At 40.2% G+C, this 10,162-nt stretch carries 8 protein-coding genes and 1 pseudogene; 6 read left to right on the top strand and 3 right to left on the bottom strand.

Annotation, left to right across the window (positions count from 1 at the left end; genetic code table 11):
* Nucleotides 1-193 (bottom strand): annotated as a pseudogene (locus tag BUB77_RS23690) (IS630 family transposase); the annotation flags it as partial.
* A 110-nt stretch (nucleotides 194-303) separates the two neighbouring features.
* Nucleotides 304-576, bottom strand: a complete 273-nt coding sequence (locus BUB77_RS23685; protein ID WP_242962573.1) for a helix-turn-helix domain-containing protein — start codon at nucleotides 574-576, stop codon at nucleotides 304-306.
* A 440-nt stretch (nucleotides 577-1,016) separates the two neighbouring features.
* Between BUB77_RS23685 and licT the strand changes: the two genes are divergently transcribed.
* Genes licT through BUB77_RS23670 form a run of 3 tightly spaced genes read left to right on the top strand, consistent with a single transcriptional unit; the run spans nucleotide 1,017 to nucleotide 5,228 of the window.
* A complete protein-coding gene (licT, locus tag BUB77_RS23680) occupies nucleotides 1,017-1,868 on the top strand; it encodes a BglG family transcription antiterminator LicT (RefSeq protein ID WP_073279522.1) in 852 nt (283 codons plus the stop codon).
* 14 nt (nucleotides 1,869-1,882) lie between these two features.
* On the top strand, nucleotides 1,883-3,736 hold the full coding sequence (locus BUB77_RS23675) for a glucose PTS transporter subunit IIA (protein WP_207650859.1): 1,854 nt from the start codon (nucleotides 1,883-1,885) through the stop codon (nucleotides 3,734-3,736).
* 13 nt (nucleotides 3,737-3,749) lie between these two features.
* A complete protein-coding gene (locus tag BUB77_RS23670; protein WP_073279520.1) occupies nucleotides 3,750-5,228 on the top strand; it encodes a glycoside hydrolase family 1 protein in 1,479 nt (492 codons plus the stop codon).
* A gap of 115 nt (nucleotides 5,229-5,343) precedes the next feature.
* On the opposite strand, the gene BUB77_RS30090 is transcribed toward BUB77_RS23670, so the two are convergent.
* Nucleotides 5,344-5,502, bottom strand: coding sequence for a hypothetical protein (locus BUB77_RS30090; protein WP_170866727.1), 159 nt, complete (start codon nucleotides 5,500-5,502; stop codon nucleotides 5,344-5,346).
* 884 nt (nucleotides 5,503-6,386) lie between these two features.
* On the opposite strand from BUB77_RS30090, the gene BUB77_RS23665 reads away from it, so the two are divergent.
* The 3 genes from BUB77_RS23665 to acnA all read left to right on the top strand — a co-directional run bounded on the left by BUB77_RS23665 (nucleotide 6,387) and on the right by acnA (nucleotide 10,161).
* Nucleotides 6,387-6,668, top strand: a complete 282-nt coding sequence (locus BUB77_RS23665; RefSeq protein WP_073279518.1) for a DUF2325 domain-containing protein — start codon at nucleotides 6,387-6,389, stop codon at nucleotides 6,666-6,668.
* A 23-nt stretch (nucleotides 6,669-6,691) separates the two neighbouring features.
* Nucleotides 6,692-7,123 (top strand): flavodoxin, encoded by a 432-nt coding sequence (locus BUB77_RS23660; protein ID WP_073279516.1) that lies wholly within the window; start codon nucleotides 6,692-6,694, stop codon nucleotides 7,121-7,123.
* 266 nt (nucleotides 7,124-7,389) lie between these two features.
* On the top strand, nucleotides 7,390-10,161 hold the full coding sequence (acnA, locus tag BUB77_RS23655) for an aconitate hydratase AcnA (protein ID WP_073279514.1): 2,772 nt from the start codon (nucleotides 7,390-7,392) through the stop codon (nucleotides 10,159-10,161).
* The last annotated feature ends 1 nt before the right edge of the window (nucleotide 10,162 follow it).

Genomic DNA, 10,162 nt, shown 5'->3' with positions numbered 1-10,162 from the left:
CTTCTGCCCAGTCTTTCTTGGTACGGCGTTCCCGTACACTTACATGCCTGAAATTTGCCAATGTCTCTGTGAATACAAAAATGCTACATGTTCCTTCTCTGGTATATTCAAAATCTATTTTTTCTTTCGCCCCCGGCCGTATGGACAAAAGCTCTCTGGCCTCTCCAAGAAGCTGATAAGGTTTTTCGTCCATACACACGACAGGAACTTCCGGATGAAAAGGCAAAGAATAAATGTGAAGGATATCTTCCATACAGGCAATGAATTCTGCATTTTCTTTCGGTGGAATACACCAATAATCACTTAGGTGAGGTTTAAGTTCATTTTTTTTAAAGTAAGACGGACTGTTTCATCGCTGATATCCTCTACGATTTTTAGTTCAATCAACTTCTGTGTCAGCATAACAACGGTCCAGCGGGAATGCCCTCGCGGTACCTCACCGCAAGCAATCTTTATTAAGGCAGCCTCGATATCCCCTGTCACCTTTCTTCGGGAATTTGAAGAATTCGAATTGCGTTTATAGGAGAGTGCGTACTCAAGACCTTTGGTGCAATACTCATTGATAATCCTGGTCACAGTACCTCGTGCAGCATGATAGGTATCTGCTATTTCCTGATGAATTAATTTAGACTCTGCATTTTCATCCAGAGCAAGTAGTATGTTAGCACGTTTAATTGTTCTGGCATGGCTTGAGCTGTCATTAATGACAGTACACTAGTCACCTTAAGATCTTAGAAAATGCATCATAATATAATTTCTCATTATATGTTTTATATGAAGATTCTTACTATATTTTGTTGAAAAGTGACAAAAATTATTGGATTAATCAAAATGAACTTTACAAATTGAATAAACTATGATATAAAATGCATATAGGCCTATAAATAATTTAATAAAAACTTGATGCGGATTGTTACTGGTTGACAGGCAATACTAAAAGTGATTCTTTACTTGTTTTATAACAAGTTAGTTACTTTTGTATTGACCTGTTTTTTGTGTTTTAAAGGAGGTGTCGTGTGAAAATTGCAAAAATACTCAATAACAATATTACAATTGCTGTAGATGATCATGGGAATGACATCATTGTCATGGGATGCGGTGTTGCATACCAGAAGAAACATGGTGATGAAGTTGATGAAAGTAAAATTGAGCGTATCTTTACAAAAAGTGTCTCTGAACTTGGCAAAAAGTTTGAGGCTCTGTTAAAGGAAATACCTCATGAGTACTTGGAGGCGGCGGATCATATCATTAATAATGCAAAATTACGTTTGGGAAAAGAATTGACGAATAATTTATATTTGTCATTAACCGACCATATATATTTTGCAGCCCAGCGCAATAGAGAGGGATTGGAATTTCGCAACAGGCTTCTGTTGGAAACAAAAATGTTGTATAAAGATGAATTTAAAGCAGGTATGGAGGCTATAGAATATTTAAATGAGAGATTTTTCATTTCTCTGCCGGAAGATGAAGCGGCATTTCTTGCCTTGCATTTTGTCAATGCCTCCTATGGGATGCATATGAACGAAACCCTTGAAATTACAAAGATTGTACAGCAAATCAGAACAATAATCAGAAATTATTATCGTATAGAGTTTAATGAAGAATCCCTGGAGTATTATCGGTTAATGACACATTTAAAATTTTTTGTACAACGAATGGTGACCGATAAAAAACAACCATCCGATAATGAGGATTTACAGTTACTAAAGATGCTCAGTGAAAGATACAAAAGCTCATATATATGTATGCAGCGTATTATGAAGTTCTTGGAAAAAGAGTATAATTATTTAATTACTCCATCGGAACAACTGTACTTAACCATTCATATCGGCCGTATTTCAAATGAATTTCAATCGAAAGAATAGAAAGAGGTGTAATTATGATCAACGTAAATCAACTGGCATCTGATATTATCAGAGAAGTAGGTGGTAAACAGAATATAAAAGAATTGTTTCACTGTGTTACTCGTTTGCGTTTCTATTTAAAAGATACTTCGGTTATTAATGTTGAGAAAATTAAAAAGCTGGATGGTGTTTTGGGGGTTCAATTTCAGACGGAACAGCTTCAGATCATCATTGGTAATGACGTAGAAATAGTATACAATGCAATTATTACTAAAACCGGCTTTGTGATGGATCAGGAAACAAAAGAAAAGAAGGAAAAAATGCGGATTGGAGGATTCTTTGAGACGATTTCAGCAATCATCCTGCCGATTATTCCTGTTATGGCTGGTACCGGTATTCTAAAAGGTATTATTACCATCATGACAAGCTTTTTGGGCTTTGATTCCGCATCAACGTTAATTACTGTTATGAGTATCGTTGCTGATACAGTGTTCTACTTTATGCCATTTTTTATAGCGTATACCTCAGCAAAACGATTTAAAACAAATATCCCCATGGCGTTATTACTGGCCGGATTCCTTTTATATCCGACGATGACAGCGGGTCTGGCAAATAAACTTGGACCAATGAGCCTGTTTGGACTTCCTATTCCGTTTGTAAAATATGCGGCAAGCAGTATCCCAATTATTCTTAGTGTTTATGTTATGAAGTACATTTACAAATGGGTGGATTCGATAGTACCACAGTTATTACGTTTGGTATTTACCCCATTAATTGTGGCTGTAGTTATGGCACCAATTACTTTAGGAATTACCGGACCTATTGCAAATTACATAAGTCTGGGCATAGCAAATTTATTTACATGGTTATTTAATACATCTCCTTTATTGGCAGGAGCAATAATTGGAGCCACACGTTCCTTACTTGTCTTTACCGGTATGCATTTGTCTCTTGGAGCAGTTATTTTGCAAAATATTGCAGTGCGGGGTTATGATGTGATTCTTCCGGTTAATACGATGGGTACAATGGCAATATTCGGAACCTGTTTAGGAGTTTGGTTTAAAGTAAAGAAGGCCGAGAACAAATCTATAGCAGCATCTGCTTCGATATCTTCGTTTTTAGGTATTACGGAACCGGGAATTTATGGTATTTTATTAAAGTACAAAAATGCATTGATTGCTGATATGATTGCAGGTGGAATAGCCGGCGCTTTTGTAGCATACTTTGGAGGTACCTCAAATGCATATGTAAACTCTTGTATTTTATCTCTTCCTGTTTTTGTAGGTCCTGGATTCTGGGCAGTATGTGTTGGAATGGCGATTTCCACAGTTCTTGGATTTTCGATTGTTGTATTTTTGGGCGTTGATGAGAAGGAGGGTTCAGAGAAGCAGAAAGCTGAACCGGCAAATAATGAAATAGCCGAGAATGGAAGTAATACAATTGGGTCAATTTATAGTCCGATTCAAGGGAAAAGTGTACTTCTGAGTAAAGTATCGGATAAGGTATTTTCGTCGGAAGTATTGGGGAAAGGAATTGCTATAATTCCTACTGGTTTGGAGGTGAAAGCACCCTTTGATGGTACGGTAACTACTGTAGCAGGACATGCTCTGGGGCTCACTTCAAGCGATGGGATCGAATGTGTAATTCATGTTGGACTGGAAACTGTAAACATGAAAAAAGCACCGCTTGATGTAAAGGTACAACCAGGAGATCAATTTAAAACCGGTGAGCTATTGGCTTATATGGATATCAAGGCGATCAAGGCAGCTGGTTACGATGCGATAACACCAATTGTTATTACAAATAGTGACAATTATAAGGATGTATTTACTAATCTTGAAAAGGAAGAAGTTGTAATAGGCGAAAAAATACTTACAATCATAATGTAAAGGAGAAATTAAAATGGAAGAAAAGAATTATAAATTCCCTGACGGATTTTTATGGGGTGGTGCAACCGCGGCTAATCAGATAGAGGGAGCCTGGAAGGAAGATGGTAAAGGAATAACGGTAGAAGATTGTTTGCCATATCGTGAAGTAGGTATTGCAGATTTTACGAAGCAGTTTCACTTCACAACGAAGGATATGGAAGAAGCCTTAGCTGCGGGAGCAGATTCCAATTATCCAAAACGGCGTGGGATTCAGCATTACCATTACTATAAAGAGGATATACGTCTGTTTGCAGAAATGGGTTTTAAGGTATATCGAATGTCAATTGCGTGGTCGCGAATTTTTACAGATCCCAGAGATGAAAAGCCAAATGAAGCTGGAATTGCCTTTTATAAAGATTTACTAAAAGAGTGCAGGAAATATAATATAGAACCGCTGGTTACACTTTCTCATTATGATCCGCCATTGGTTTTAATTACAGATTACCGTGGCTGGTATTCCCGTGAGGTTATTGATTTGTTTATAAAATATGCCAAGGTATGTTTTGAACAATTCGGTGAATATGTAAATTACTGGATTACTTTTAACGAGGTAGATGCTATGCTCCGCCATCCGGTTACCAGCGGTGCACTTGTCGAAGATCGTTTTCAGGATATGAATTTTGAACAGGCCATCTATCAGGCAATGCATCATCAAATGCTGGCAAGTGCATTGGCAGTAAAGCTTTGCCATAGTATATATCCAAAGGCACAGATTGGATGCATGATGACAAAACTCTGCTTTTATCCATTTACTTGTAAACCGGAAGATAATCTGGCGACACAGCAGCGAATGAGAGGAATCTACCGATATGTAGATATTCAGGTATTTGGCGAATATTCACTTCATCTATTGAAAGAAATTGAAAATAAGGGATGCGAGTTAGTAATGCTTCCAGAGGATAATAGTATTCTTAAGGAAGGAAGAGTTGACTTTGTAAGCTTCAGTTATTATATGACAAGCTGCATGGCTGCTGAAACGGAAGGACTTGATATGGCTCCGGGTAATACCGTCAATGGAGTGAAAAACCCGTATCTGGAAAGCAGCGAGTGGGGGTGGCAGACGGATCCGATTGGGCTGCGTATTTCGCTGGTGGACCTGTATGACCGTTATCGTGTTCCGCTATTTATAGTAGAGAACGGGCTTGGTGCAAAGGATGTTATTTCAGAAGATGGAAAAATTCACGATCCATATCGCATTGAGTATTTACGGGAGCATGTGAAAAATATGAGTCTGGCTATCAATGAAGATGGGGTGGAATTGATAGGTTATACCTGGTGGGGCTGTATTGACCTTGTATCGGAATCTACAAGACAGATGTCGAAGCGTTATGGTTTTATATATGTAGATGTGGATGACTATGGCAAGGGCACGTATAAGAGAATGCCGAAGGATAGTTTCTACTATTATAAAAAGCTTATTGCAGCAAATGGTGATGTTTCAAATATAAATTAATTACAGCGGTTAAATAAATGAAGGAAGTTTATGGAAGCGGACGATGACCAAGGGGGTTGTTATGGAGTTTTGTTACACGAGAACCCTTATTCCACTGTTATGTAGTGACCTCCTGTCAAGAGTAAAATTTAGGGAAATCACTTTTTTCTTTATTCAGTATTAACTCCAATGCCTGAGGACATCTGGAAAGAATTTTTTCATTTTCAATGGTATAGCAGCAAAGTGTATAGCTTGTGGAATGGACATCCATTCCAACATAGATTATAATGTTCATGTAGTGACCTCCTTTTATATGCGGTAATCCCTGTTACTATTAGTCTTAACAATTAATCGTACAGGTAAATCCACGATGTTATAAAATGTGGGGTCACTACATATTGTCTAAAGCGGCAGAAAACGTGACTAGGCAAATCAATGCCAAACTCGCTGTAACAAATAGGGCTGTGTTAGTCATCAAGCTCAAACAGTGGCATTGTTTTACCTAGTCACGTTTCCTGCCGCTTACGTGTCATAAGAAACCTCTTGAGACAAAATGTCAAAACAACCCCCTTGGTCATCTGTGCATATCTATTATTTGATCTTATGCGTTTGCTGTGCTTAAAGATAAAAAAACAATAACTGTCCAAGGGTTTATTGCCAACCCCCAGATGATTTTGGCTTACCTTTCGTAATTTTCTATTGAGGAGTTCCCTAATGACACTTAAATGGCAGCAGCTGTTCCTAGGTAAAATTATACCACTGTCTGAGCTCACAGCTCTTCATTGATACAACCTTCCAGCGAGTTTGGTATAATTTCACCTGCCAGGAACAGCTGCTGGCATTTTAGTGGAATTCGGAACCCCGAACGAGAAAATTACGAAAGGTAAGCCAAAATCATCGTCCGTTCCCAACCCCCCCCTTTCCTTCCTACAATCCTCACAAGCTAAACGCTTGAGTAAATAAATCGTGAACAAAATTTATGCTTCTCAACAATTCACACTAAATAATAAGAAAAATTATCAAAAGTAAAAATAATACTTGCCTATACATACAAGGTGTGGTATCTTCTAATATATAAATGAAAATGAATATCAATTGCATAATATACTGAAAATTTACATAATAATATTAAAAGCCGAAAGGTTAACCGTAGACTAAAGCAGTAAAAGAGGTGATTATATGAGTATTGTTATTGTAGGAGGCCATGACAGAATGGCCTGTACCTATAAAGAAATATGCAAGCAGCATAATTGCAAGGCAAAGGTATTTACCCAGATGCCCGCTAATTTCAGAACCCAGGTAGGAAGTCCTGATTTATTGATTCTTTTTACCAATACCGTGTCCCATAAGATGGTGGTATCGGCATTAAAGGCAGTGGACGGAGACGATACCATCGTGGAAAGGTGCCATAGCAGCAGTGCCTGTGCACTAAAGGACATCTTATGTGAATACTGTAAATAACAATAAAATGGGAGGATTGCGATATGAGCAAAATTAACGTTGTATACTGGAGCGGTACGGGAAATACAAAAGCAATGGCAGAAAAATTAGGAGAGGGTATTAAAGAAGGCGGAAAAGACCCGGAAGTAACGGAAGTTTCCAAAGTGAAGGCAGAAAGCTTAAAAGACGAGCCGGTATTTGCACTTGGCTGCCCCTCCATGGGAGCGGAAGTTCTGGAGGAGGAAGATATGGAGCCCTTTGTTGCAGAGCTTGAGCAATACGTACAGGGTAAACAAATAGCCTTGTTTGGTTCCTACGGCTGGGGTGATTGTGAATGGATGCGCGATTGGGAAGAACGTTTAAAAAATGCCGGGGCACAAATAGTAAATGGTGAAGGCATTACCTGTTTAAATGAACCTGAGGAAGATACGCTTTCTGCATTGTTTGATTTAGGAAAGAAACTGGCAGAATTATAGTATAAAGAGATTAGCCTATCAGTCTGGCCGCTGCCAGGAAACTGATAGGTTCTTTTTTTATCCAGCTCCCGTGTATATCACAAGCTTGCTTGTGGTACTGCATAAATAAGGGTGGGAATTACGCTTCTAATAATTAATTCACAAAGATTCTGTGCATATCCGGTAAAACAGTTATATTCTTAAGCTTGACTCCCTTGTAGAAAAAGGAACAACGTGATAACATAAAGAAAACAGTCAGGAATACTGCGACAAAGGAGGTACACACTATGAGTGGAAATTTAAAAGAAAAGGCACTTAGGACCTTCACCCATGAAGGAAAATCCTATGCTTATTACAGTATATATTCATTGAAAGAATTAGGCTTTCCCATTGAAAAACTGCCCATAACAATCAGAATTCTGTTGGAAGGAGCACTGCGGCAGCTTGACAATAACCGGATAACGGAGGAGCATATATATAATCTTGCAGGCTGGATGAAAGAGCAGAAAGAGGCAGCAGAGGTCCCTTTCAAGCCCTCCAGAGTGCTTCTTCAGGACTTTACAGGTGTTCCTGTTTTGGTGGATTTGGCTTCTATGGGACTTGCTCTTAAGGAGGAAGGAAAAAGAAGCGGTAAAGTAAGTGACATCCATCCGGAGATTCCTGTCGAGCTTGTTATTGATCACTCTGTCCAGGTGGATTCTTATGGAAAAGCCTCCTCCCTTTCTGAAAATATGGCGCTGGAATATGAGCGCAATAAAGAACGGTATGAATTCTTAAAATGGGCACAGAAGTCTTTTAAGAATCTTCGTGTAGTGCCGCCGGGAATGGGAATCATCCATCAGGTGAATCTGGAATACCTGGCATCTGTGGTTACAGAAAAAGCAGAGGATGGAAATACCCTGCTGTTTCCTGATACCCTGGTAGGAACCGATTCCCATACTACCATGATTAACGGCCTTGGCGTTCTGGGCTGGGGAGTAGGAGGCATTGAGGCAGAAGCAATTATGCTTGGAGAACCCTCTTACATGATGCTGCCGGAGGTGGTTGGAGTCAAGCTTACGGGAGAGCTGAAGGAAGGCGCTGCGGCAACAGATCTGGCATTAACTGTAACTGCCACGTTAAGAAAACTGGGCGTAGTAGGGCAATTTGTAGAATTCTTTGGAGACGGGCTTGACAGCCTGACATTGGCAGACAGGGCAACCATTGCCAATATGGCGCCGGAGTATGGCGCTACCTGTGGTTATTTCCCCTTTGATGAGGAAACCTACCGCTATCTTTTGCTGACTGGCAGGCCAAGGGAGGAAGCAGACCGGATAAAGGCTTATTTAACAGAAAACGGGCTGGTAAGAAGAGCAGAAGAAGAGCCTGAGTATACAAAGATGGTAACTCTTGACTTAGGTACCGTAACGGCTTCCTTATCGGGGCCTAAAAGGCCTCAGGATATTGTACCCCTGCAGGAGGTAAAAGAATATTTTAAGGAGTGTGTAACCAGAGAGACAGGGAATAATGGCTATGGACTCTCCGGAGAAGAATTTGATAAAAAGGCAAAGCTTTCTTTAAAAGAGAGCGAAGTTGATTTAAAAACCGGTGATATTGTGCTGGCGGCCATAACCTCCTGTACCAATACTTCCAATCCTTATGTAATGCTTGGAGCGGGCTTGATGGCAAAAAAGGCAGTTGAACTGGGACTCAGTGTTCCGCCCTATGTGAAGACTTCTCTGGCACCGGGCTCAAAGATTGTCAGTGATTATCTGGATAAAGCAGGGCTTACACCTTATCTGGAACAGCTTGGATTTCATACCGTGGGCTACGGCTGTACTACCTGTATCGGTAATTCGGGTAAATTGCTGCCAGAAATTGAAAAGGCGATAGCGGAGGAAAATCTGCTTACCGTATCCGTGCTGTCCGGCAACAGAAACTTTGAAGGAAGAATCCACCCTTTGATTAAGGCAAATTTTCTGGCATCTCCCATGCTGGTTATAGCTTATGCTCTGGCAGGTACCATTCTGATTGACTTTGAGAAGGAGTGGATAGCAAAAGACCGTGATGGAAAGAAGATATTTCTTAAAAATATATGGCCTTCTTCCAAGGAAATCCAGCTGCTGATAAAGACAGCACTGAAAGAAGAGATGTTTCGGAACAGGTATGAAGAGGTATGGCTGGGCAATGATAAGTGGCAGGAGCTCAAAACGGAAAAAGCTGATACCTTTGCCTTTCATGAGGAATCCACCTATATCCGTAATCCGCCATATTTTGATTCTCTGATTCCCAAAGAAAATCCTGAAAACAGCCTGAAAGAGCTGAAAGTATTGGCAAAGTTCGGAGACTCTGTCACAACGGACCACATTTCACCGGCTGGAAACATTGGAAGAAATACACCTGCCGCCGGATACCTGCTGGAAAAAGGGATTGCGGTAAAGGATTTTAATACCTACGGCTCCAGAAGAGGAAATCATGAGGTCATGATGAGGGGAACCTTCGCCAACATCCGTATTAAAAACCAATTGGCAGAGGGCAGGGAAGGAGGCTTTACCAGGTATTTTAAGACCGGCGAAATCCTATCCATATACGATGCCGCCCTTTTATATAAGAAAGAAGAGACAGGCCTTCTTGTTATTGCAGGAAAGGATTACGGAATGGGCTCCTCCAGAGACTGGGCTGCTAAAGGAACCGCTCTTTTAGGAGTAAAGGCCGTTCTGGCAGAGAGCTATGAGAGAATACACCGCTCCAATCTTGTTATGATGGGAGTGCTGCCCTTTGAATTTATGGAAGGGGATTCGGCAGACAGCCTTGGACTTACGGGAGAAGAGATATTTACCTTCCATTTTGAAGAGGGAAAAAATGTCCCGGCTTTCGTTACTGCGGTTAAAGGTGAAAGTAAAAAACCTTCAAATACCAATGTATCTTCCGGTACCACAAGCCAGCCCGGGGATAGCATCACATTCCAGGTAAAATTAAGAATTGATTCCCTTGCTGAGTGGGACTATTACCGCAATGGAGGGATACTTCCGATGATTGCAAGAAATCGAATGGTAGTAGGCCGGAAGCCATTGACATAAT

The organism is Anaerocolumna jejuensis DSM 15929, from assembly GCF_900142215.1.
GTDB classification, from domain to species: domain Bacteria; phylum Bacillota; class Clostridia; order Lachnospirales; family Lachnospiraceae; genus Anaerocolumna; species Anaerocolumna jejuensis.
This window is presented reverse-complemented; position numbering and strand designations above follow the sequence as displayed.